22 protein-coding genes and 1 pseudogene are annotated in these 23,695 nt (G+C 53.1%); 16 read left to right on the top strand and 7 right to left on the bottom strand.

The window, feature by feature from the left end:
• Positions 1 to 237: 237 nt before the first annotated feature.
• From uxuR to uxuA, 3 genes and pseudogenes are all read right to left on the bottom strand, one after another.
• Positions 238 to 1,014: a Uxu operon transcriptional regulator gene (uxuR, locus tag HA50_RS24650; RefSeq protein WP_084879433.1), complete on the bottom strand. Its 777-nt coding sequence runs from the start codon at positions 1,012 to 1,014 to the stop codon at positions 238 to 240.
• Positions 1,015 to 1,102: 88 nt separating this feature from the next.
• A pseudogene (locus HA50_RS31235) lies at positions 1,103 to 1,213 on the bottom strand (glucuronate isomerase); the annotation flags it as partial.
• Between the two features lie 99 nt (positions 1,214 to 1,312).
• Positions 1,313 to 2,491, bottom strand: coding sequence for a mannonate dehydratase (gene uxuA, locus HA50_RS24645; protein WP_084879432.1), 1,179 nt, complete (start codon positions 2,489 to 2,491; stop codon positions 1,313 to 1,315).
• 337 nt (positions 2,492 to 2,828) lie between these two features.
• On the opposite strand from uxuA, the gene HA50_RS24640 reads away from it, so the two are divergent.
• The 12 genes from HA50_RS24640 to HA50_RS24580 all read left to right on the top strand — a co-directional run bounded on the left by HA50_RS24640 (position 2,829) and on the right by HA50_RS24580 (position 16,724).
• Positions 2,829 to 4,130 (top strand): MFS transporter, encoded by a 1,302-nt coding sequence (locus HA50_RS24640; protein WP_084879431.1) that lies wholly within the window; start codon positions 2,829 to 2,831, stop codon positions 4,128 to 4,130.
• Positions 4,131 to 4,144: 14 nt separating this feature from the next.
• Positions 4,145 to 6,538 carry a glycoside hydrolase family 31 protein gene (locus tag HA50_RS24635; protein WP_084879430.1) on the top strand — a complete coding sequence of 798 codons (2,394 nt, stop codon included), beginning with the start codon at positions 4,145 to 4,147 and terminating at the stop codon, positions 6,536 to 6,538.
• A 209-nt stretch (positions 6,539 to 6,747) separates the two neighbouring features.
• Positions 6,748 to 7,452, top strand: coding sequence for a hypothetical protein (locus HA50_RS24630; RefSeq protein ID WP_084879429.1), 705 nt, complete (start codon positions 6,748 to 6,750; stop codon positions 7,450 to 7,452).
• A 453-nt stretch (positions 7,453 to 7,905) separates the two neighbouring features.
• The gene (locus HA50_RS24620) at positions 7,906 to 8,499 is read left to right on the top strand and encodes a TetR/AcrR family transcriptional regulator (protein WP_084879427.1); all 594 of its coding nucleotides are present in this window, start codon (positions 7,906 to 7,908) and stop codon (positions 8,497 to 8,499) included.
• 2 nt (positions 8,500 to 8,501) lie between these two features.
• The gene (locus tag HA50_RS24615; protein ID WP_084879426.1) at positions 8,502 to 8,684 is read left to right on the top strand and encodes a hypothetical protein; all 183 of its coding nucleotides are present in this window, start codon (positions 8,502 to 8,504) and stop codon (positions 8,682 to 8,684) included.
• A 333-nt stretch (positions 8,685 to 9,017) separates the two neighbouring features.
• Positions 9,018 to 10,550 carry an ABC transporter substrate-binding protein gene (locus HA50_RS24610; protein WP_084879425.1) on the top strand — a complete coding sequence of 511 codons (1,533 nt, stop codon included), beginning with the start codon at positions 9,018 to 9,020 and terminating at the stop codon, positions 10,548 to 10,550.
• A 59-nt stretch (positions 10,551 to 10,609) separates the two neighbouring features.
• Positions 10,610 to 11,527 (top strand): ABC transporter permease, encoded by a 918-nt coding sequence (locus tag HA50_RS24605; RefSeq protein ID WP_084879424.1) that lies wholly within the window; start codon positions 10,610 to 10,612, stop codon positions 11,525 to 11,527.
• 9 nt (positions 11,528 to 11,536) lie between these two features.
• Entirely contained in the window at positions 11,537 to 12,460 is a 924-nt protein-coding gene (locus tag HA50_RS24600; RefSeq protein ID WP_084879423.1) for an ABC transporter permease, read from the top strand.
• Positions 12,461 to 12,472: 12 nt separating this feature from the next.
• Positions 12,473 to 13,474 carry an ABC transporter ATP-binding protein gene (locus HA50_RS24595; protein WP_084879422.1) on the top strand — a complete coding sequence of 334 codons (1,002 nt, stop codon included), beginning with the start codon at positions 12,473 to 12,475 and terminating at the stop codon, positions 13,472 to 13,474.
• Entirely contained in the window at positions 13,471 to 14,331 is an 861-nt protein-coding gene (locus HA50_RS24590; RefSeq protein WP_084879421.1) for an ATP-binding cassette domain-containing protein, read from the top strand. The genes HA50_RS24595 and HA50_RS24590 overlap by 4 nt, the downstream gene beginning before the upstream one ends.
• 36 nt (positions 14,332 to 14,367) lie before the next feature.
• The gene (locus tag HA50_RS24585; protein ID WP_084879420.1) at positions 14,368 to 15,774 is read left to right on the top strand and encodes a M20 family metallopeptidase; all 1,407 of its coding nucleotides are present in this window, start codon (positions 14,368 to 14,370) and stop codon (positions 15,772 to 15,774) included.
• 17 nt (positions 15,775 to 15,791) lie between these two features.
• On the top strand, positions 15,792 to 16,724 hold the full coding sequence (locus HA50_RS24580) for a LysR family transcriptional regulator (RefSeq protein ID WP_084879419.1): 933 nt from the start codon (positions 15,792 to 15,794) through the stop codon (positions 16,722 to 16,724).
• 56 nt (positions 16,725 to 16,780) lie between these two features.
• Here HA50_RS24580 and HA50_RS24575 read toward each other — a convergent pair whose 3' ends face one another.
• A complete protein-coding gene (locus HA50_RS24575; RefSeq protein ID WP_084879418.1) occupies positions 16,781 to 17,797 on the bottom strand; it encodes a 1-aminocyclopropane-1-carboxylate deaminase in 1,017 nt (338 codons plus the stop codon).
• 390 nt (positions 17,798 to 18,187) lie between these two features.
• On the opposite strand from HA50_RS24575, the gene HA50_RS24570 reads away from it, so the two are divergent.
• Entirely contained in the window at positions 18,188 to 19,141 is a 954-nt protein-coding gene (locus HA50_RS24570; protein ID WP_084879417.1) for a DMT family transporter, read from the top strand.
• Here the strand turns inward: HA50_RS24570 and HA50_RS24565 are convergent.
• A complete protein-coding gene (locus HA50_RS24565) occupies positions 19,081 to 19,578 on the bottom strand; it encodes an Lrp/AsnC family transcriptional regulator (protein ID WP_084879416.1) in 498 nt (165 codons plus the stop codon). The two genes, HA50_RS24570 and HA50_RS24565, sit on opposite strands and share 61 nt — an antisense overlap.
• A gap of 157 nt (positions 19,579 to 19,735) precedes the next feature.
• On the opposite strand from HA50_RS24565, the gene HA50_RS24560 reads away from it, so the two are divergent.
• Positions 19,736 to 19,948 (top strand): helix-turn-helix domain-containing protein, encoded by a 213-nt coding sequence (locus HA50_RS24560; protein WP_084879415.1) that lies wholly within the window; start codon positions 19,736 to 19,738, stop codon positions 19,946 to 19,948.
• A 45-nt stretch (positions 19,949 to 19,993) separates the two neighbouring features.
• On the opposite strand, the gene HA50_RS24555 is transcribed toward HA50_RS24560, so the two are convergent.
• Positions 19,994 to 20,962 carry a threo-3-hydroxy-L-aspartate ammonia-lyase gene (locus HA50_RS24555; RefSeq protein ID WP_084879414.1) on the bottom strand — a complete coding sequence of 323 codons (969 nt, stop codon included), beginning with the start codon at positions 20,960 to 20,962 and terminating at the stop codon, positions 19,994 to 19,996.
• A 195-nt stretch (positions 20,963 to 21,157) separates the two neighbouring features.
• On the opposite strand from HA50_RS24555, the gene HA50_RS24550 reads away from it, so the two are divergent.
• Positions 21,158 to 21,790 (top strand): helix-turn-helix transcriptional regulator, encoded by a 633-nt coding sequence (locus HA50_RS24550; RefSeq protein WP_084879413.1) that lies wholly within the window; start codon positions 21,158 to 21,160, stop codon positions 21,788 to 21,790.
• A gap of 14 nt (positions 21,791 to 21,804) precedes the next feature.
• Here HA50_RS24550 and HA50_RS24545 read toward each other — a convergent pair whose 3' ends face one another.
• Positions 21,805 to 22,689, bottom strand: a complete 885-nt coding sequence (locus HA50_RS24545) for an SDR family NAD(P)-dependent oxidoreductase (RefSeq protein ID WP_208617339.1) — start codon at positions 22,687 to 22,689, stop codon at positions 21,805 to 21,807.
• A 111-nt stretch (positions 22,690 to 22,800) separates the two neighbouring features.
• On the opposite strand from HA50_RS24545, the gene HA50_RS24540 reads away from it, so the two are divergent.
• A complete protein-coding gene (locus tag HA50_RS24540) occupies positions 22,801 to 23,688 on the top strand; it encodes a LysR family transcriptional regulator (protein ID WP_084879411.1) in 888 nt (295 codons plus the stop codon).
• Positions 23,689 to 23,695: the final 7 nt, after the last annotated feature.

The raw sequence follows: 23,695 nt of genomic DNA, 5'->3' as shown, positions 1-23,695 counted from the left end.
TAAGGCATGAGTGTTGACAGAACTGAAGGCATCAGCAACCAGGTAAGAGGATCCTGCATAACCAGATAAGATCTGCCATGGGCTTAACAGGGGGCTTGCACCTGGAAAGTCAGCAAAAGGGAAGACGATAACAACAGGGCTGTCAGTCAGACATGTTTGAAGCCAGAAAGTAAAACTCCTGCCAGCTGTACAGGAGTTTCATTGAAACGCATTGGACAGATAATCAGCAGAAGCCCATCAGATGTCCTGACCACTGGTGCTATTTAGCGGCCAGGAATCGAACAGGTAACCATCGAAGTCAATATCATCGACGTCAGAGAATTCCAGCAAGCGCTGTTTAACATTTTCCAGATGTTGCCACATTGCCATTTTGGCGGCACGGGCATCTTTTTTGATAAGTGTAGCGAGGATCTTTTTATGATCATCTAACCATTGTTTGCGGTAGCTGGTGTTAATCAGATGACGGTGCAACTGGCTCCACATCACATTGTCTTCACGCCACTGCCAGGACTGTTTAAACAGCTCCACCAGCATGCTGTTATGGGTTGCTTCGGCAATTGCCAGATGGAAATTGCGGTCACCGTTTTCTGAGCTATTCACGGCACCGGAAGCCAGCTCTTTTTCCTCCAGCTCCAGCGCCTGACGCATTTTCACAATATCTTCGCGGGTGGCCTGGAGTGCAGCAAACTCGGCGATGTTACTTTCCAGTAGCTGACGAGCCTGCAACATCTCAAACGGACCAGCATCGTTGCAGGCGGGTTGCGCAGGGACTGGCGGCGACGGATTATCATTAATCACATAGATACCTGCACCCCGCCGCACTTCAATCAACCCTTCCAGCTCCAGCATGATCAACGCCTCACGCACCAGGGTACGCGTGACATTCAGCATCCCGGCAATTTCACGTTCCGGCGGTAGCCGTTCCCCCACAGCATATTCCTTCTGCGTAATCATCCTGCGGAGAAGCTCTCCGACTTCCTGATAAGGGCGCTGTGGTGAGGCATGAATTTTCATAATGCTCTTTCTGCTGATTAAGGGATTAACGATCCCTGAAGCTGCCATCTTCAGAGACAGGCACTATAGCATAGTGATTCTGCTGACCTCACAAAGGGTCGAGCGCAAAGAAACGTTGCGCATTGTTGAAGCAAATATCCTGCACCTTGTTACCGAGCAGCTGTTCATCTTCAGGCAGGATGCCATCCTTCACCCATTGGCGGAAGGGTGGCATTGCATGCGCCACTGGCAAGGGTGTTTTCCATGTTAACTCCAGTCTTAAAGCGTGGGGCCGTAAAGTCAGCCCCGGAAGCCAGCGCTAAAAATAGGCGCGATGGATAGCCAGCTCTACGCCGCGGATTTCCGCCAGCCCTTTCAGGCGACCGATCGCGGAATAACCGGGGTTGGTTTTCTTATGCAGATCGTCCAGCATCTGATGACCATGATCGGGCCGCATCGGAATCAGGTCTTCCTGACCGGCCGCTTTACGGCGATGCTCCTCTTCGGCGATGGCTTTGATTACTGCAAACATATCCACATCCCCGGTCAGATGGGCGGCTTCATGAAAACTGTTCGGATTCTCTTCGCGTTTAGTTGAACGCAGATGGGCGAAATAAATCCGTGAGGCAAAGCGTTTAACCATGCCGGGCAAATCATTCTCTGCCAGTACCCCATAGGAGCCGGTGCACATGGTGAAGCCATTGGCCGGGCTGCTGACGGTATCGATCATCCACTGCAAATCATCCGCATTGGAGACGATGCGGGGTAAACCGAGAATCGGACGCGGTGGATCGTCGGGATGAACCGCCATGCGGACCCCGGCTTCTTCCGCCACCGGAATAATGCTGCGCAGGAAGGTAGCAAAGTTTTCACGCAGCCTTGTTTTGTCGATGCCATCATAGCGCGCCAGTTGTGCACGGAATTGATTGAGCGTGTAACCTTCTTCCGCACCCGGCAGACCAGCGATGATATTGCGGGTCAGGCGTGCTTTGCTTTCGTCACTCATGCTGACGAAACGCTCGGCGGCCTGAGCCATTTCTGCCGCGCTGTAATCCTGCTCTGCTCCGGAACGTTGCAGGATATGCAGTTCAAACACCGCAAACTCGATTTGGTCAAAGCGTAGCGCTTTCGCGCCATCGGGTAGCAGGTATTCGAGATCGGTACGCGTCCAGTCGAGGATCGGCATGAAGTTGTAGCAAACGGTGGTGATGCCACATTGTGCGAGGTTGCGCAGCGACTGCTGATAATTGCTGATCCATTTCTGGCATTGCCCGCTGCCGGTTTTGATCTCTTCATGAATCGGCACGCTCTCCACCACTGACCAGACTAAACCTGCGGTTTCAACGATTTCTTTCCGCTGCATGATCTCTTCAACCGACCACACTTCACCGTTGGGAATATGGTGCAGAGCGGTGACAATCCCGGTTGCGCCAGCTTGTCTTGCATCAGCGAGTGAGACAGGGTCATTCGGACCGTACCAGCGCCAGGTCTGCTTCATGTGTTTTCCTCTCCAGTGAATTTTTAAATTGGTTGACCAATTAAGCCGGGAAATGCGCATCCTTTATCGGCCATGGCACCGTCTGACGCTAAAATTCGACTCTTTACCGCATCATGTCAACCAATAAGGTGAATTTGGTTAACCAGATCACAAATGCGGCACCAACCTGACGACCACCTTGATTAACTGTGTTTCACTCCTGGCGGATGGTCAGAGACGGTTCACAGAAACCGCGCCTCAATAAGACATGACAAATCCTGCGCTGAAACCCTTCCTTCAGCCTCTGTTAACCGCGGGAATTGTTAACCCATGATGTCAATAAAAAGTGGAGAACCAGATGAACCGCAGTTTGAATCCGGGGATAGCTGCCGCAGGCAGTAAGCGAATCTGGCGCAATTTGCGCTGGTGGGTATTGGTGCTGTTTTTAGCTGGCGTCACGGTCAACTACATTACCCGCAACTCATTAGGCATTCTGGCGCCGGAATTGAAAACCAGTCTCGGCATCACCACCGAACAATATTCATGGATCGTCGGAGCATTCCAGCTGGCCTATACCGTCTTCCAGCCCCTCTGTGGTTGGTTAATCGATGTGATTGGCCTGAAAATGGGCTTCCTGATCTGTGCCTCGATATGGGCACTGGCCTGCCTGTTCCACGCAGGTGCTGCCAACTGGGTACATCTGGCTATTCTTCGTTTTGTCATGGGTGGGGCGGAAGCGGCGGCCACGCCAGCTAACGCCAAGGTGATTGGCGAGTGGTTTCCGAGAAAAGAGCGTCCGGTGGCGGCGGGCTGGGCGGGAGTCGGCTTCTCCATCGGTGCGATGCTGGCGCCACCGATTATCTATTTCGCCCATGCTTCCTTTGGCTGGCAGGGGGCATTTCTGTTCACCGGCCTGCTGGCGTTGGCCTGGGTGGTGCTGTGGTGGCTGTTCTATCGCGATCCTGAGCGTCATCCGAACCTGGCAAGCGCAGAACTGGAATTTATCCGCCAGGATAACGAACCCCCGGCAGTTAAACTCAGCTTCTTCAAAGCGCTGCAAACAGTCGCCAAAAACAAACGTTTCTATGGCATCGCCATCCCGGCCTTTATGGCTGAACCCGCCTGGGGGGTATTGAGCTTCTGGGTACCGTTATATCTGGCGAAAGATCTGGGTATGGACCTGAAGCAAATCGCCATGTTCGCCTGGCTACCGTTCCTTGCCGCTGATTTAGGCAGCGCAGCGAGTGGTTATCTGACGCGCATCTATACGCGATTGTTTGGTTTTACTCAGGTTAACTCGGTCGTTGCCAGCTCTGTCACCGGTGCGTTCCTGATGCTCTCCCTCGCGCTGGTGGCGATCACCAAAAGTCCCTATGTCGCCATTGCGTTGATCTCGATCGGCGGTTTCGGCCATCAGATCATCTCCTGCATGCTGAGTGCGCTGGTGGTGGAGAAGTTTGACAAAGGCCAGATGGCGACCGTCAACGGTATGCGCGGCTCCTTTGCCTGGATTTCCAGCTTCCTGTTCTCGCTGGTGATTGGGGTGACGGCCGACAAGATTGGCTTTAATCCCCTGTTCGTGGCGATGGGCTTCTTTGACCTGATTGGTGCGGTATTCCTGATCGCTTTTATTGCTGAACGTCGCGCCCAGCGCGCATGAAAAAGTAGGTAACGATGAAAACGTTAAAAAACTGGTCCCTGGCAGGTTCCGACAAACACCATCTGGCCCTGACCATCGACGACAAACATACGTTATGCCTGTATGTGCTGGAGCAAAATATGTTCCGCGTGGTGATTAAACGTCAGGGGGAATATTCCCTCGACAGAACCTGGAGCATTGCGCCGGAAAGCGACGTGCCGTGGGAAGGCCGCTCGCGTGATAGCCTGGCCGGTTTCACCTTACCTGGCTTCACCTTGCAGGAAATGGACAACACGTTGATTGTCGCGACAGACAAATTGCGCGTCATCATTCGCCAGCCGCTGTCGCTGGAGTGGCAATATCGTGACCGCGCAGGGGAGTGGCAATTGCTCACCAGCGATCGTCCCACCAGCGCTTACCTGCTGAATGCGCATGGCGATGGCGTGGCACATTATCAGCGTCGCATGACTGACGATCGTTACTATGGCCTGGGTGAGAAGGCCGGTGATTTGCAGCGTAATGGCAAGCGCTATGAAATGCGCAACCTGGATGCGATGGGATACAACGCCTCCTCAACCGATCCGTTGTATAAACACGTTCCCTTTACCATCACCCGTCGCCAGGACGTCAGCTTCGGCCTGTATTACGATAACCTCAGCAGCAGCTGGTTCGATCTCGGGAATGAGCTGGATAACTATCACCAGCCGTATCGCCGCTGGCAGGCTGAGAGTGGCGATATTGATTATTACCTGTTTATCGGCGACAAAGTGCTGGATGTCACCAAAACCTTTGTCCGTCTGACAGGGAAAACCTTGTTTGGTCCAAAATGGAGCCTCGGCTACAGTGGTTCCACCATGCATTACACCGATGCGCCGGATGCGCAGAATCAGCTGATGAATTTTATCCGCCTGTGTGAAGAACACGATATTCCGTGTGATTCGTTCCAGCTCTCTTCCGGCTACACCTCGATCAACAACAAGCGTTATGTGTTCAACTGGAACTACGACAAGGTGCCGCAGCCGGAAGCGATGAGTCAGGCGTTTCACGATGCGGGTCTGCGCCTGGCTGCGAACATCAAACCTTGCCTGTTACAGGATCATCCGCGTTATGAAGAAGTGGCAGCCAGAGGGCTGTTTATCCGCGATTCGGAGCAGGATGCCCCTGAGCGTTCGGTGTTCTGGGATGACGAAGGTTCGCACCTCGATTTTACCCATCCGGACGCGGTGGCCTGGTGGCAGGAAAATGTGACCCGGCAACTGCTGGAAAAGGGCATCGATTCCACCTGGAATGATAACAACGAATATGAAGTCTGGGATGGTGAAGCGCGTTGTCACGGCTTCGGCACGCCGATCGCCATCAAGCATATCCGCCCGGTGATGCCATTGTTAATGATGCGTGCCTCAATGGAAGCGCAGCAGCGCTTTGCCCCGGAAAAGCGTCCTTTCCTGATTTCCCGCTCGGGTTGTGCCGGGATGCAACGCTACGTGCAAACCTGGAGTGGTGATAACCGCACCAACTGGACGTCACTGCGTTACAACATTCGTATGGGGCTGGGGATGAGTCTCTCCGGTTTGTATAACGTCGGCCACGATGTCGGCGGTTTCTCAGGGGATAAGCCTGATGCCGAACTGTTTGTGCGCTGGGTACAAAATGGTGTGATGCATCCGCGTTTTACCATCCATTCGTGGAATGATGATCACACCGTCAATGAACCCTGGATGTATCCGGCGGTAACGCCTGCCATTCGCGCGGCAATCGAATTGCGCTACCGCCTGCTGCCGTATCTCTACACCCTGTTGTGGCAGGCGCATGCGGATGATGAACCGATGTTGCGTCCGACCTTCCTCGATCATGAACATGACGCACAAACCAGCGTCGAATGTGACGAATTCCTGCTCGGGCGTGATTTGCTGGTGGCCAGCGTGGTCGAGCCTGGACAGCGTGAGCGTCGCCTGTGGCTGCCGGACAATCAAACCGGCTGGTATGATTTTGCGACGCATCAGTGGTACAGCGGTGGTCAGTGGATCATCCTGGATGCACCGCTGGAGCAGCAACCGATGCTGGTGCGGGCCGGTGCCGGGCTGCCATTAAGCCAGCGTCTGCGCCATGTTGATGCAAGGGCCGACGATCAACGCGAACTGCGACTGTATCCGCTCCAAGGCAAAGGTTCCTGTGCGGGGCTGTTGTTCGAAGATGATGGCGAGTCATGGGGCTATCAGAAAGGTAACGCGTTGTGGCTGAACTGGGAAATGACATGCGATGCGGCGGCCATTCATCTGCGTTTCAACCGCAAAGGAAGTTATAAGCCAGCCTGGCAGACTCTGAAAGTCACCCTGCCAGCAGGCGAAACGCGCCCGCTGTTTATCGATGGTGTTGCCGTAGCCAATGACCAGGCTGAAGTCACGCTGGCGAGTATAGCGACAGCCTGAATTTAAGCGTATTAACCCCGCCGGGGCTTTCTGTCCCGGCTTTGTCTTTCCCCATTATTCCGGCTTGTATATCAATTTTTTGATCGCTATCGAATAAGGCCCTCAAAAAAACCTGTATCATCCTTAATTTACCTGCCCAGGCATGCATATACATCCATTTTTAACATGTATTTAATGAGTATGTTATTAATTATTAAGGATGAAAATTAATGAACGCATCAGATTACCTGAGGTTAAAATTCAGCACCGAAAAAGAGTTAAGTTTAACCTTAGAGAAAGGCATTAAGGGAACAGCAATCGGTGCTTATAATACTCTTGATGATGTATATCACGGAATAGAAAGAGCCTCATGGTATTCGTCATGTTTTTTTGATAAGTATCAGGATGTTTGCAAAGAAATCGGGCATGAAGATTTAAGGATGTTAAAAGCAATAAAGGAACTCTACAGGCGGAGAGACATAATTGCCTTCATGATAGATTTATACATAAAGTATCTTTTTTCTAAGTATGAAGAGAGGCCAATAGAAGCTGCAAATCATGGTTTGAAAAAGACTGCAGGCGTTGTCGCTGGAATAGTTGCTGCTCGTACAACAAATAAAGCCTTCTCTTATTCAATTGCTGAGGCTATTGCTAATGCTACGAATACAACGCTGGCTGTAAAAAATCGTGTTGGCAGTATGGGAATGATTTGGTTTTCTGCCGCGCAAATGTATGGAAAAAATCAAAAATCAGCTATGGCGGCAAGGCGACTCAGGATGTCAGACCCCGGCTATTATCGGTTATTGTACAGGGCAAATCTTGAGATGCTTTATGTTTATATTGAACCAATTATATCTGATATAATCAATGATATTAAGAAAATATCAGATCCAACAGCTGAAGATATTGCAAAAGTCTTAAAGGAATATACATAATGATAAATATCATAAAGAGGATATTTGGCGGCATCCTAATGGAAATTATTCCAATTGGGATAATTGTCTTTATGGCTGTAATTTACGTAACATTTATACCGAATCATTGGGGTAAGTTGACACTAGTAACCATTGCGATAGTTGCCTGGTTTGGTGGTAAGTTCAATGAAAGGTTCTAAATAATCATGTTTAGATAAATATTTTTCAGAATTTGTGAAACCCCCATTCATTTACAATGAAGTGGTATTTTTAATATCCCAGCCAGCTCGTGCTTTTGCACCTTTTCCTCATAAAAATTGATCGTGCCACTGGAGATTGGGTAATGACCCTGCCTTCGTCTTTCTCCATCATTCTGACCTTCACCTTTTGCTCAGCTCCCCAATAGAAAAGAAGGTTTCAATTGTAGATTAATCGATCTACAATTGGTGCAACCACATGCCAGAGGATGCAACCATGAGACAACACGCAGGCAGGCCCAGAGAGTTTGACCCCCAGGATTTTCTCAATTCGGCACTCGATTGCTTTTGGCAGCAGGGCTACCGGGCGACGTCGATGGCGGATTTGATGAAGGCATCGGGACTGGCCAGCGCGAGCATTTATAAACTCTATGCTGACAAACGGTCGATCTTTCTGGCCGCACTTCAGCAATATATGGATGCCGGGCTGGTGCGCGGTAAGCAACGTGATGATGAGCTGACGCCGGTTGATGCCCTGCGTGAGACGCTGGAGTTTGTCGCGCTGGTTTCATCGGGTCCGGAGGGGGAAAAAGGCTGCTTTACCATCGCGGCGGCGTGCGAATTGCTGCCGGGTGACGCTGATGTGCGCGCCAGGGTTGAGTATAAATTCCGCGGTATTGTGGCGCGCCTGACCAGCATTTTGCAGAAAGGCCAGCAGCAGGGCGTGTTCCGCAACGATGAAAGCGCCGCGGTGATGGCCGAATGCATTTTTATGATGCTGGAAGGCATGCGCGTCTACGGCAAGATCAAGCCAGATATTACGATGCTGCGAAAAACCAATGATTTTATTATCAAATCGGTGCAGGGGTAATAATGCTGCCGCCAGGTTCTATTGTGCGCCGCCGCAAAAGGAGAAAAACCATGGTGGTGCTGGAAACGGCCGAACAGGGTGTCTGGTGCGGGTGGATCGACAACGGACGATTCTATAAACGGCGTTTCCCCGCTGACCAGCTGATACTGTGCCAATCCCACGCGGACTTCTGGCCGCTGACATAATAGCTACCCACCTTTAGCCACCCGGCTTCACAAAACAAGAACGCGCATTGCACAAATAACCTTCACACTAAGGGTGCAAAACGCGCTTTTTCTGCACCCCGATAATGCCTCCTGTCCGATGCAGCTGCGGTCGGGCACGCCATCGGCAGGCTGTTTCCGGCCTGCATCACCTCATTTTCTGGCATGAGCGTCAGTCAGCGCCCGTGTTTCTCATTTTGAGAAAGCGGCTATCGAAAATCAGTAATGACACTTTGCGCGCTTTGGCGCTGCTCTTGCTACATCAGTCCCATCTGTTTTTGTTGATTACCTTTTCATTTAACGGTGGAGACTGGTATGGCTCGTTCCCTGGCACGACTGATCAATAAGTATGCTTTAACCGCATTGTTATTAGGCTGCGCTTCTTACAGCTATGCAGGAAAACAGAATGATACCCTGGTGTATGCCTCTGATAATGAGGTGGAAAACATCAGCCCTTACCATAACAACCTGCGCGAAGGGGTGATTCTGGCGCACATGGTGTGGGACACCCTGATTTATCGCGATCCGCAAAGCGGGGAGTATAAACCCGAACTGGCATCAGACTGGAAATGGGAATCCCCCACCTCGCTGTTGTTGCATCTGCGCAAGGACGTGAAATTCCACAATGGCGATCCCTTCACCGCCGACGATGTGGTTTACACCTTCCAGAATATTGCCGGCCCCGGCACGGCATCCGTGGTACCGCAGAGCGTTGACTGGATCGATCATGTCGAGAAAGTGGATGACTACACCGTACGTCTGCATCTGAAAAAACCTTTCCCGGCAGCACTGGAATATCTCTCCGGGCCAACGCCAATCTATCCGGCAAAATATTTCCAGCAGGTGAAACTCGAAGGTTTCAGTAAAGCGCCGATCGGTACCGGACCTTACCGCATTGTTAAAGTGATCCCCGGTCAGGGCGTCGATATGGTGAAAAACCCGGACTACTTCAAAGAAAGCCCGGTTGGACAGCCGAAGATTGGTAAGATCAATTTTGTCGTGATCCGCGATCCGGAAGCCCGTGTTGCCCAACTGATGACCGGCCAGGTGGACTGGATCTGGCGCGTGGCAGCTGACCAGGTCGAACCACTGTCCACCATGCCGAACATCGCGGTGAAAAGTGGTGAAACCATGCGTGTTGGCTTCCTCGCCCTGAACACCAATGCCAGCGGCCCGGAAGGGGTGCCGATGAAGGATCTGCGTGTGCGTCAGGCCATCAACTACGCCATCAACCGCCAGGGGATTGTTGATAACCTGGTGCGGGGCGGCAGTAAGCCGGTCTACACCGCCTGCTTCCGTGCCCAGGTGGCCTGTAATGACAGCCAGGTCACGCACTACAACTATGATCCGGCCAAAGCCAAACAGTTACTGGCGGAAGCGGGTTACCCGAATGGTTTCGATACCGATCTGTGGGCCTATCGCGAGCGTGACTATGCTGAAGCCATCATCGGCGATCTGCGTAAAGTGGGCATCCGCGCCCGTCTGCACTTCGTCCAGTATCCGGTCATGGCAACCGCCCTCAGCTCAGGCCAGGCACCGATGGCATTCAACACCTGGGGATCGTTTTCTATCAACGATGTCTCGGCGTTTACCACCCCCTATTTTGGCGGCAAAGGCAGCGATATCTGGAAGGACAGCGAGCTGACCGCGATGCTGCAAAAAGCTGATGCCACAGTGGATGCGCAGCAGCGCAGCGAACAATATGCCGCCGCGCTGGGACGCATCTCTTCCCAGGCCTATATGGCCCCGTTGTTCTCCTACTCGACGAATTATGCCTTTAACTCGGAACTGAATTTCCAGGATTGGCCAGATGAACTGCCGCGCTTTGCGCAGGCCAGCTGGAAATAGTCAATGGCCGGGGGCTGCGGCTGTTGCTCCCGGATACCACGCCAATAAGGAGCGAACCCATGTTGCGCTTTATCTTTCATCGATTGCTGGTGGCGCTGGCTGTGCTGTTCACCGTGGCGGTGGTCAGTTTTTCCCTGCTGCATCTGTCGGGTGATCTGGCGATAGCCATCGCCGGGCCGGACGCCAGTGCGGAAACCGTCGAACAAATCCGCGTTCAGAACGGGCTGGACCAGCCGCTGGTGACGCAATTTTCGCACTGGTTCTGGTCGGCACTGCACCTGGATTTTGGGCGCTCATTCTATTTTGAAAATACCGTGATGGAACTGGTCGGGCAGCGCATGCCGGTTACGCTCCAGCTGGGTGGCGTCGCGCTGTTGCTGGCGCTGGTGGTGGCGATTCCGCTCGGAGTACTGGCGGCGGTGTTCCGTGATAGCTGGGTGGATCGTTGCGCCATGTTTATCTCGGTACTGGGTCAGGCCATCCCCAATTTCTGGTTCGCGCTGGTGCTGATCCTGATATTTGCGGTGGGGCTGAAGTGGCTCCCGGTCGCCGGTAACGGCAGCTGGCAACATTTTGTCCTGCCCGCAGTGGCGCTGGGCTACTACGCCATGCCATCGCTGATGCGTCTGACACGCTCCGGCATGCTGGATGTGCTGGGCGCGGATTACATTCGCACTGCCCATGCCAAAGGATTGAGCGCTTTCAAAGTGGTGGTGAAACACGGCCTGCGCAACGCCATCATCCCGGTGGTGGCGCTGGCGACGGTCGAGCTGGGTTTTATGCTCGGTGGTTCGGTGGTGATCGAATCCGTTTTCTCTTTACAGGGGCTGGGCCAGCTGGCCTGGGACTCCATCTCGCGTAATGACTTTCCGGTGGTGCAGGCCATCGTGCTGATCATCGCCATCTTTTATATCGGGCTGACATTTCTGGCGGATGTGCTCAATGCGGTGCTGGATCCGCGTCTGCGCAGCAAATAAGGGGCTTCCATGAAAACATCAATGGCAGGAACAATGAAAAACAGCATGAGTCCGGAATCCGGTCTGTTGCCCGAACCGTCTCCCTGGCAGCGTGTGTTCCGGCGGCTGCTCGGTCATCACAGTATGACGCTGGGCGTGGTTATCCTCGGCGTTATCGTGGTGCTGGCGATTCTGGCACCGCTGATCAGCCCACATGACCCCTATGCCCAGGACGTCAGCAACCGGCTGATACCGCCGGTGTGGTTTGAAAAAGGTCACTGGGATCACCTGCTGGGCACCGACAAACTCGGACGCGATTACTTCAGCCGCCTGCTGTATGGCGCGCGCGTGTCGCTGACCATCGGGCTGGTGTCGGTGATGTTATCCGGCTTTATCGGTATCACCCTCGGCATTCTGGCGGGTTACTTCGGTGGCCGGGTGGATGCGCTGGTCAGTTACATTCTCACGGTACGGCTGGCGATGCCGGTGATCCTGGTGGCGCTGGCGCTGGCCTCGCTGATTGGCGGGTCGGTAAAAGTGGTGATTGTCCTGCTCGGCCTGCTGCTCTGGGATCGCTTTCTTATCGTTTCACGTTCGGTCACGCGGCAACTGCGAGAGGCAGAATTCATTGCGGCAGCCCAAACGCTGGGCGCTTCCTCGTGGTTTATTATGCTGCGCGAAATTCTGCCGAATCTGCTCGGGCCACTCACCGTGGTGGTGACGCTGGAGATTGCTCACGCCATCCTGCTGGAAGCCACGCTCTCCTTCCTCGGCCTGGGTGTGCAGCCGCCGATGCCTTCATGGGGCCTGATGGTGGCGGAAGGTAAAGCCTATATGTTCTTCCAACCCTGGGTGATTTTGATCCCCGGCGTGGTGCTGGCATTGCTGGTGCTTAGCATCAATCTGGTCGGTGATGGTCTGCGCGATATCACGGCGTTAGATGGGCGTAATTAAGGAGGTCAGGCCATGAGTCACATCACTACCGACACACCCCTGCTGGAAGTCAAAAACTTGCAGGTGAATCTCAAGACACCGCGCGGCACCCTGCATGCGGTACGCGGCATTGATTTCAGTGTGCAGCGCGGGGAAATGCTTTGCCTGGTGGGTGAATCCGGTTGCGGTAAATCAATGACCTCGCTGGCATTGATGGATCTGCTGCCACGCAATGCCCAGCGTCAGGCCGACAGTATGCGCTTCAAAGACACCAACCTGCTGTCTCTCGGGCGACGCGAACGCGCCACGCTGCGCGGTAATGAAATGTCGATGATTTTTCAGGAGCCGATGACCTCGCTCAATCCCTCATATACCCTCGGCGAGCAGTTATGCGAAACCCTGCTGGCGCATCGCAAGGTTTCCCGTGCCGAAGCGCGTGACCGGGCGGTTTACCTGATGGAGCGCGTCGGGATTCCGATGGCGGCGGATCGCCTGAAACAGTATCCCCATCAGCTTTCCGGCGGGCTGCGTCAGCGCATCATGATTGCCATGTCGCTGATGTGTGGTCCGGATTTAATTATTGCCGATGAACCCACCACTGCGCTGGATGTCACCATCCAGGCGCAAATCCTGCGTCTGCTGCGCGAGCTGCAACAGGAAATGGGAATGGCGGTGATCTTTATCACCCACGATTTAGGCGTGGTGGCCCGCATTGCCGATCGTGTGGCGGTGATGTATGCCGGTCAGATCGTCGAGACGGCACCGGTCAATGATCTGTTTCATCAACCCCAGCATCCCTACACGCGTGGCTTGCTGGGATGTATTCCGGTATCCGGTCGCACCTTACCGGGCCAGCCATTACAAACCATCCCCGGCGTGGTGCCCAATCTGACCGGACCGCAGCACGGCTGTGCTTTCCGCAACCGTTGCAATCAGTGTCAGGAAGGCTGTAGCGAAACGCCGCCTTATCAGTCAGTCAACGCACAACATCGGGTGCGCTGTGTGCGCCCCATCGCTGTCGGGGAGGGGGTATGACAGAAATAAACACCGCGTTCCCGGTGCTGCCGCATATTGCCGGTAATGAAGATATCGCCCTTGAACTGTGCGCGCTGAGTCGCAGCTTTCGCCTTAATCGCGGCTTATTCAAGCCCCCGGCGGAGATCCTCGCTGTGGATAATATTTCACTGCGCATCCGGCGTGGTGAAACCATGGGGCTGGTGGGCGAATCGGGTTGTGGAAAAAGCACGCTGGCGAAAATGTTGCTGGGGTTACTGCCCCCCACATCAGGCAACGTGCTGATTGAAGGGCGCGAGGTTGATGCGGTGGATCGCCGTAAAATGAGCGCCCGCATCCAGCCGATTTTTCAGGATCCTTTCTCTTCACTCAATCCAAGGCGCACGGTTTCCGATGTGGTGGAAGTGGCATTGCGGTTGCATAACATTGGCACCCCGGCGGAACGCAAAAAACAGGTGCGTGAGATGCTGGATATGGTGGGCATGCCGTCGCGCACCCACAGTCAGTATCCGGGCCAGCTTTCCGGTGGGCAGCGTCAGCGTGTGGCGATAGCCAGGGCGCTGATCCTGCGCCCGGAGATTTTGATTTGTGATGAGCCAACGTCAGCGCTGGATGTTTCGGTACAGGCGCAGATTCTCAATCTGTTGCTGGCGCTGAAGCAGGAGTTTTCGCTGACCTATTTGTTTATCAGCCACAACCTGTCGGTGGTTGAGCATCTTGTTGACCATGTGGCGGTGATGCGTAAAGGCAAAATCGTTGAGCAGGGCACACGCGAACAGATTTTCAGCCGGCCACAACATCCGTATACCCGGGCGTTGCTGGCCTCGGTAATGACGCCTGAACCTGGGCTGGGCATCCCGGAAATTACCCTCAACTGAACAGGGCAGTCCGACAATGATTGAAAGGAGCAAAACATGACTCGTGAAAGCGCCCTGCAAGCTGCGCTGGACTATTTCCACTCCGGCGAGTTTCGTGAAACGCTAAATCGTCGCATCGCGTACCGTACCGAAAGCCAAAATCCACAGCAGGCGGCTACGCTGATGGCGTATCTGGAAGAAGAAATGATCCCTTATCTTGCAGGAATGGGGTTCAGCTGCCTGATAGTGGCAAATCCCGAGGCCGGAAAAGGGCCGTTTCTGCTGGCTCGTCGACTGGAAGACGATGCGGACTTTACCCTGCTCAGTTATGGCCACGGGGATGTGGTACCTGGCGATGAAGACAACTGGCGCAGCGGTCTGTCGCCCTGGGAGCTGCACGCTGAGGGCAACCGCTGGTATGGCCGTGGCACCGCCGATAACAAAGGCCAGCACAGCATCAACCTGGCCGCGCTGGCGCTGGTGCTGAAAGCGCGTAACGGGCGGCTGGGTTATAACGTTAAATTGATTCTGGAGATGGGTGAGGAAGCCGGGTCTCCGGGGCTGGATCAGGTTTGCCAGCAGTACCGCGACTGGCTGGCGGCAGATTTATTTATTGCCTCGGATGGTCCACGCGTTACGGCGCAGCGTCCAACCCTGTTCCTCGGCTCACGTGGCGTGTTCAACTTCTCGCTGGTGATCAAATTGCGTGACGGCGCGCATCACTCGGGGAATTGGGGCGGACTCCTCAGCAATCCCGGCATCCGGCTGGCGCATGCGATTGGCTGTCTGGTGGATGCCAACGGACGTATTTTGTTGCCGGAACTGCTGCCGCCGCCGCTGTCAGCCACTATTCGTCATCATCTCAGTGACCTGGAACTGGGCAACGCACCGGGAGATCCGCAAATCGCGCCGGAGTGGGGCGAGCCGGGGCTGAGTGCGGCAGAAAAACTCTATGGCTGGAATACGCTGGAGACGCTGGCGTTAACCAGCGGCACGCCGGATAAACCGGCGCATGCCATTCCCCCGGCGGCCGTAGCGCACTGCCATATGCGCTACGTGCCAGGTAGCGATGTCGATAACTTTGCCAGCCATATCCGCCGTCATCTCGATCAGCATGGATTCAGTGACGTGGCAATTGTCGACCCGGTTAACTGCTTTAAGGCCACGCGCATTGATCCCGATGATGCCTGGGTAAGCTGGAGCGTTGCCTCCATCCAGCGTTCGCTGGGGAAAAAGGCAGCGGTACTGCCTAACTTCGGTGGTGGCTTACCCAACGCATGCTTCCTAGAAACCTTTAATGTGCCGACATTGTGGCTACCGCATTCCTATCCTGCTTGTTCTCAACACGCCCCCGATGAACATCTGCTCGCTGACCTCAGTTGCGAAGCACTGCAACTGATGACCGGCCTGTTCTGGGATCTGGCTGAAGAAGGGCGGGAGGTGATGCAAACCCGTGGTGGCTGATAAAACGGAGGCCCGCAGTGCATAACAACGAAATTCGTTACTTTATGGCGGTGGCGACCACCGGTTCGATCAGCGCCGCCAGCCAGCAACTGTTTGTCGCCATCTCTGCCATCAGCCGCCATATTCAGCGGCTGGAATCGCGTCTGGGCATGACGCTGTTCGAACGCAGCCCGCGCGGGATGCAGCTCAACGATGCCGGTCATATTCTGGCAAATCATGTGCGCCGCAGTATGGCGGATATGGAACTGGCAATGGCCGAGCTGAAGGGGATCAAAGCCGCTGATCAAACCACCATTCGGGTGGTTTGCACCGACGGGCTGGCGTTTAATCTGTTGCCGAATCTGATGGCTAAGTTTCGTCTGCTGCATCCGCGCGTCAGTTTTGTGCTGACGGTAGGCACCGCCCGCCAGGTACCGGATTTGATTCGTAACGGTGAGTGTGATTTGGGGATAAAATTCAGTCTTTCGCCCGAGACCGGGGTTGAGGTGCTGGCTTCATTTCCCTCGCCGGTGCTGGTGTTTATGAAGGCTGACCATCCGCTGGCAGCACGCGATATTCAGCTGGCCGATCTCAACGATTGGCCGGTGGTGCTGCCGGATCAGTCGGCTACCATTCGACAGCTGTTTGATCTCTCCTGTCGCATGAATAACGTGTTTATCGACCCGATATTCACCAGTAACCATTTCTCAACCTTGTATGAGTTTGTCTGCAAAACCCCGCAGGCGATCAGCGTCAGCAGCCATTACTCCATCATGTATAGCGCGCGTAAAGATGGCCTGATCATAAAATCCATCAACCGCGACCAGCTCAGTCAGCGCAGCCTGCAACTTCAGACCGAAATGGGTATGCCACGAACGGCGATACTGGATACCTTTTTTGTCTTTCTGCGTCAGGAACTGCACCAGCTTGACCAGCAATGTCGTGACGATTTCGCATTGCAGTTCCGTTAAACAACGTTGCCCGGCAGGGAAGGCCGGGCAACGTTTTCCTGCTATCTGACGATCAATCAGCCATTGCGGAAAATATAGCTATAGGCGCTGAGGGCTGGCGCACCACCGAGATGGGCATACAGCACTTTGGAGCCTTCCGGGAATTCGCCGTTACGCACCATATCAATCATGCCCTGCATGGATTTGCCTTCATAAACCGGATCGGTCAGTACCCCTTCGGTACGGGCGCACAGACGAATCGCTTCCAGCGTGCCTTCGCTGGGTAAGCCGTATTCCGGGCCGCCATAGCGGGTATCCAGCACCACGTCTTCTTCAGTGATTTCGCGTCCCAGCTCCACCAGGTTGGCGGTGTTCTGCGCAATACGCAGGATCTGCGCTTTGGTTTGTGCCGGTTTTGCCGAGGCATCGATACCGATAACGTTACGTGCACGTCCATCAGCCGCAAAGCCCACCACCATGCCTGCCTGGGTACTGCCGGTGACTGAGCACACCACGATGTAATCAAATTTGAAGCCCAGTTCTTTTTCCTGCTGGCGCACTTCTTCGGCAAAACCAACAAAACCGAGGCCACCGTACGGATGTTCCGAGCAGCCCGCCGGAATCGGGAACGGTTTGCCGCCGTTTTCTGCGGCTTCTTCCATCGCCTGTTTCCAGCTTTCGCGGATACCGATATCAAAACCCGCAGAATCGAGACGCACATCCGCACCCATGATGCGGGAAAGCTCAATGTTACCTACGCGGTCATAGACGGCATCGGAGTAGTTAACCCAGTTTTCCTGCACCAGCACACATTTCATACCGAGGTGTGCGGCCACGGCGGCAACCTGACGGGTCTGGTTAGACTGAACGCCACCAATCGATACCAGGGTGTCACAGCCCTGAGCCAGCGCTTCGGGGATCAGGTACTCCATTTTGCGCGTTTTGTTGCCGCCAAATGCCAGTCCGCTGTTGCAGTCCTCGCGCTTAGCATAAATTTCCACTTTCCCGCCCAGTTCAGCACTCAAACGTTTCATCGGTGTAATCGGCGACGGACCAAATGTCAGAGGATAGCGGGGGAACTTTTCAAGATTCATTGTTTATCTCCGGGAAATAAATTGGCACGCCATTAATTTTTCAGCGCTGTTAATCGTGGTGACGGAATAACAATAACCTGGCGAATGGGTTTTTCACATTTCGTTTTAACCTGATTTTTTCTAATTAATTTTAATGGATTGGCCATCTCACTGACTAAAGTTTCGTTTTTACCTGTATGGAAGAAATAAAATTGTGTGACGACAGCTGATGAAACAGGTTTTTTGCATGACTATTGAATTTAAGTTCAATAAATTCATATGGTTACGATTTCTGCGCTTGTGTGGCGTGATGGGGGGCAAAACCGTGCTTTCCTGCCATCGCTAAAATTGAATTGGCGGGCTTGATAATGCTATTTATCTGCTAACCCTTTTCCTCATCCGAATTAATTTATGACTGACAATGCAAACAAAACCAAAGGCATCATTTTGCTGGTGGTGGCTATCATTTTATGGGGATGTAACTGGCCAGTGATGAAAGCCGGTCTTTCACATATCACGCCGCTGTGGTTTTCTACATTACGTTTTTCCAGTAGCGCGCTGGTGCTATTTTTATTGCAATATTCCACCGGAAAAATACGTATCCCCGGCCGCAATGAGTTTCCGATTATCATCAGCGTGGGGGTATTGCAGATGATGGCATTTACCGCGCTGGGTTGTATTGCGATGAGTTATCTTCCGGCAGGAAAATCGGCGGTGCTGGCCTATACGACGCCATTATGGGTGGTACCAGCGTCGGTTATTTTCTTTCGGGAAAAATTAACAACGCTCCAGTTATCCGGTGCCTTTACCGGTTTTATCGGCATTCTGGTGTTATTTAATCCGCTGGCAACCGACTGGCATGATATGACTCAACTGGTCGCCAATGGATTATTATTACTGGCTTCATTGTGCTGGGCGATTTGTATTTTGCATTTACGTCGTAATCGGTCGCGCCTCAACGCTTTTGAGCTGGCACCCTGGCAGATGCTGCTTGCCTCGCTGCTGCTGTTGCCGCTGACATGGGTGTTTGAAGGGGGATGGAGTGGCGATAACTCCGGTACGTTGCTGGCCATCACGTTGTTTGTCGGCCCGGTGGCCACGGCCTTTTGCTTCTGCGCTGTCAATGCGGCCAGTGCATGGCTGTCCAGTGTCACGCTTTCATCGATGATGTTGTTTGTGCCGATCACCGGGCTGATCGTTTCTGTCATCACCCTGCATGAGGATCTGCCGCTATCGTTACTGGCAGGTTCGTTGCTTATTGCGCTGGGGATCGCGATTATGACCCGGAAAAAGACAAGGCAGAATCATAAAGGTATTTGTGTGGTGGAAAATACTTCGCGCAGTCCAATAAAAGAACGAATCTGACGTACGCCAGGAAGAAATAACAGCTGCTCAGCATGGAGTTTATTAAAACTTTGATTATCAGCGGTGCGAATTAACATAATATAATCAAATTCGCCGCTGACCATATGGCACTCCATGCAGCCTCTTATTTTACTGACCGCGCCTTCGAAGTCTTTAAATGATTCCGGCGTTGAACGATCCAGTACCACGCCGATCATCACCACCAGTCCGGCATTAAGGGTGGATGGGTCGAGTAAGGCCACATAGTTCTTTATAAAACCGAGTTTTTTTAAGCGCTCAACCCGGCGTAAACAGGCGGGAGGACTCAGGTTGATTTTATCTGCGAGGGCGACATTGGAGACTGAACCATCGCGCTGTAAAATACGCAAAATCGCCATATCAAAGCGATCCAGCGTTTTATCATTCCCCGGTGCGTCGGTGCTTTTTTTCTTCTCCATGATTACTCACCTGTATAATATGATTTTCTTATTTTAATCATACTGTACTCTTATATTTTTTTGAGGACGCATGATTTCCTTGTTTGCATCCTGTCATTGGAATATAAAAAAATCAATTAAGATACTCATCCATTTCCGTAATCCTCTGAAGGTGAAAATGGCAGCCATTGACAGAATTATCGCTGAACGACTGCGGCAACTGAGAAAAGCATATGGCTGGAGTCTGAGTGAGGCGGAAAGAATGACTGGCGTCAGTAAATCGATGCTGGGACAGATTGAAAGAGGGGAATCCAGCCCGACGCTGGCAACTATCGAAAAAATTTCCGTTGGCTTTAAACTGACCTTAAAAGATTTTCTCAATCTGCCATAACATCGGCGCGCCAGCCGCAGAGGGCGTCTGGCGCGTACGGTAAGATTAGGCCGCGACCAGCGCGGCGAACTTCGCGATATCCACGTTTCCGCCACTGATAATGATGCCAATCCGTTTGCCTTTAAGTTCCTCTGCGTGTGCCAGCGCAGCGGCAAAACCCAGACAGCCGGTGGGTTCGACAATCATCTTCATTCTTTCCGCAAAGAAGGTCATCGCGCTGATCAGCTGTTCATCCTGCGCGGTATAAATGTCCGTGACCAATTTACGAATCAGCGGAAAGGTCAGATTGCCGAGATGCTGCGTCTGCGCGCCATCAGCGATGGTTTTTGGCGTATCGATATGCACGATTTCGCCTTTACGGAACGATTGTTGACCATCATTACCCGCCGCCGGTTCAACGCCGAAGACCCGACACCCTGGAGAAAGTGCCGCAGCGGCGAGCGCTGAGCCGGAGAGCAGGCCACCACCACCAAGTGGCGTAAAAAGGACATCGAGTTCACCCACTTCTTCAAACAACTCTTTGGCTGCGGTGCCCTGGCCGGTGATGATGTCCGCGTGGTCGTAGGGCGGGATCAGGGTCAATCCGTGCCGTTCTGCCAGCTCCCGACCAATCTGCTCACGATCTTCGGTATAACGGTTGTATGTCACAACCTTGCCGCCATAGCCGCGAGTGGCCGCGATTTTTGCCGCTGGTGCATCCTCTGGCATGACAATGGTGGCGGGAATGCCGAGGATTTTCGCCGCCAGGGCGATGCCCTGCGCGTGGTTTCCCGACGAAAAAGCAACGACACCCGCGGCTTTCTGTTCATCGCTGAACTGCAACAGCGCATTCAATGCACCTCTGAATTTAAATGCGCCCATACGCTGAAAGTTTTCACATTTAAAGAAGATCTGCGCGCCTGTCAGCGCATCTGCGCTGCGGGAGGTCATCACCGGGGTGCGGTTGATATAGGGTGTAATGCGTTCTGCGGCGGCCTGAACATCGGCAAAGGTGGGGAGCATCAATGCAGTCATACTTTTTACCTGTGTGAGAATTTTGCACCAGTAACGGGTTACAAAAAGTATAGTTTTAGACAATGAATCTAAAGGTATAGCGATAAATGGCGCCTCTGACAAGCGTTAAAACACTGCAAGCGGGGGGTGATATTTGACAAAAAATCTTACTATGAATATTTTATCGAAAAATAGCCGATGGCAGCCGGAGAACGCATGGCGAAGCAGCAGGAACACCTCTTACTTTCTCAACTTGACGCGATTGCTGAGGGATTGAGTGCGACATTTGCCCCCTTTTGTGAAGTGGTGGTGCATGACCTGACCAACCCGGAGCATGCCATATTGTCCATTCACAATAATTTGTCCGGGCGTGAATGCGGTGAACCAGCAACCGAGCTGGGGCTGGCCCGCATCGCCTCGCCTGATTTTCCTGATGTGATTGCCAATTACGCCAACCACTTCGCGGATGGACGCCCGGTGAAAAGCACATCAGTGGGTATCCGTAATGCGAAAGGCGAGTTTGTTGCGGCGTTATGCCTGAACGTGGATATGACATTGTTCCGCGGCATGCAAAGTGCCTTTGATCAGTTCACCAAAATCACCACCGACAGCATCAGCGAAACCCTGGAGCCTACCGGAACAGAATCAATTCGCCGACGCATTGATCAATTTGCCGCGAAACTGGCGACCACGCCGCGTGCACTCAAGACCGCGGAACGCAAAGAACTGATTAATGATCTGCGCGACAACGGTTTCCTCGATATCAAACGGTCGATGGAGACGATCGCGCAGCATATTGGCGTCTCACGGGCATCGGTCTATCTCTATGCCAAAGATCAGGGGGAATAGTTGGCGAGAGGGAATTAATCCAGTACGCGGCCTATCAATGAGGAAGACTGTTGGATAAATGCCTGCATATGTTGTGGGTCGCTAATCCCTTTCGAGGGATGAATGGCCCGGCCTTTACGATCAAATAGCGTACCGTTGTGGAGATCTAACTGGGGTGAAAGCAACAACGGGGTGATCGATCGGGCATATTGTTCAGCTGTCGGGGTGAGCCAGCCAATAACTGTCTCCAGAGCGTTGAAAAACAGCTTATTTCCCCCGAGAAAATTGGCGCGGATATTGGTTTTCACAAAACCGGGATTCAGGCCAAAGATACTGAGATTGGGATATCGTTGTGCGCCATCCAGCACCATCATTTCATTCCCTGCCACGGTATTCATATGCACTTCCATCGGGCGGTAGTTTGTTTCCGCGTTTAAGTCACCGAGCGTGCCGGGTTTACCGGAGCCGGGATATCCCATCACAAAAACACGGGTTTTGGTGGTATTTGCAGAACCAAGCTGTGTTGCAAGCTCGCGCAGCATAACCTGACGGCTGAGATAACTCACCGCCATATCCCGCTCCAGCCCCTCGGCAGTTTCCTGACGTTTGGGAGCTGCGAAGATACCGCTGGTAAAGATCAGCATATCTATCGCAGGGGCAGGCAGCAGGCCAGCGACTCTTTTGGCTTCGGTCATGCGACTCAGATCGGCCTGAAGGAAAGTAATCCCGCCGATCCCGGCATCGCGAAAGGTTTGCCCTACCACAATCACGCTGGCTTTATTCGCCGCAAAATAGCGGCTCAGCGCGCGGCCAATCCCCCCGGTCCCTCCCACAATAACTACCGTTTTGCCCTGTAAGTCGTGTGGGGAGCCATAGGATATTTTGGGAAAGTTAGCGTCTTTAATCATCGTGTCACTCATGCAAAAAATTCAGGAAAGAAAGTTTTCCCGGCGCAGTACATGATTCACTAATCAATTGACGGCATAAATAGTATAAAATGGAAATTATTTTTCCATTTATGGCGTAATGAGATGGAACTGCTGAACGACATGGCGTTATTTGTTGAAGTGGCGAAAGCCATGAGTTTTACCCGGGCGGCGGAGGTGTCAGGGATCCCCGGCTCGACCCTTTCCCGTCGCATCAGCCAACTGGAGAAAGCCATCGGACTGCGGCTGCTGCACCGCACCACACGCCGGGTGGAGCTAACCGAAGCCGGGCAAATTTATTATCAACGCTGCAAGCGCCTTGTAGATGAGGCACGACTGATTCATGAACAGCTGGGTGACATGCTTGAACAGCCTGAGGGGATGATCCGGGTATCCCTGCCAGTGGATTTTGCCGCGATATTCCTCACGCCATTACTTGCCGAGTTTGCCGGGCTTTATCCCGGCATTCAGTTTGAGATGGATTTGACGCCACGGCGAGCTGACCTGATCTCTGAAGGTATTGATGTGGCTATTCGCATTGGCGAACCTGCCATGTCGAATTTAATAGCTCGTAAGCTGATGCAGTTTCACGGACAACTTTTTGCCTCACCATCCTATCTGGCAGGGGCAAAAAAACTGACGCACCCTGATGATCTTAATGAACATCAGTGTATTGGCTTTCTCAAAAATACCGGCTGGACGCTGCTCAATGATCACCAGCGCGTGACCATCAATGGTCGTGGGCGGTTCACGCTGAATAATGTTGGCATGATGAGAAAACTGGCGCTGATGCATCAGGGAATCATTTTTGTCCCTGCCCAGGCGATAAAAGACGATCTGGCGGCGCGGCTGCTGGTTCCGGTACTGCCCGAATGGCACGGAGAAGCCACTGCCGTTTATGCCTTAACCGAAACCCGGTTATTACCGGCAAAAACGCAGCGTTTTCTCGATTTCATCCGCGACAAACTCCGGGACAGCAACCCCCAGATATAGCGCCCCC

Origin of the sequence: Pantoea cypripedii, assembly GCF_002095535.1 — a bacterium.
Classification (GTDB): Bacteria; Pseudomonadota; Gammaproteobacteria; order Enterobacterales; family Enterobacteriaceae; genus Pantoea; species Pantoea cypripedii.
This window is presented reverse-complemented; position numbering and strand designations above follow the sequence as displayed.